The sequence below is a fragment of the Vibrio genomosp. F10 str. 9ZD137 genome (genome assembly GCF_049974785.1).
Lineage (GTDB): Bacteria > Pseudomonadota > Gammaproteobacteria > Enterobacterales > Vibrionaceae > Vibrio.
Genome location: NZ_JBNGCJ010000137.1, coordinates 1 through 268, shown reverse-complemented (window position 1 = coordinate 268; position 268 = coordinate 1). Strand labels below are relative to the sequence as shown.

Sequence of the window (268 nt, the reverse complement as noted above, 5' to 3'; positions counted from 1 at the left end):
CGCCGCCGCTCTGAGCCCCATGAAAAAAACTGGCTTCGACTGGCCGGTTTTGCAATGCGCCCAGGGTTTGGCGATGCAACCGACAGTTGGCGCATGGACCAAATCTGGCCTATCTATCAACAAGGTATTCAATTTCAAAACCACCAAGGTTGGACCGATTGGTGGGTATTCTGGCGTCGGATAGCCGGAGGACTAAACCAAGAGCAGCAAGAAACTATTTTGGCAGACATTGCTAAATTCTTGCATCCCGGCAGATCGGAAGAGCGGT

Annotated in this window: 1 protein-coding gene; it reads left to right on the top strand. The window is 51.9% G+C overall.

The genetic code is table 11. The features are described from left to right. On the top strand, positions 1-268 hold a 268-nt coding region (locus ACP45E_RS01600; protein ID WP_141707177.1), incomplete at both ends, for a hypothetical protein.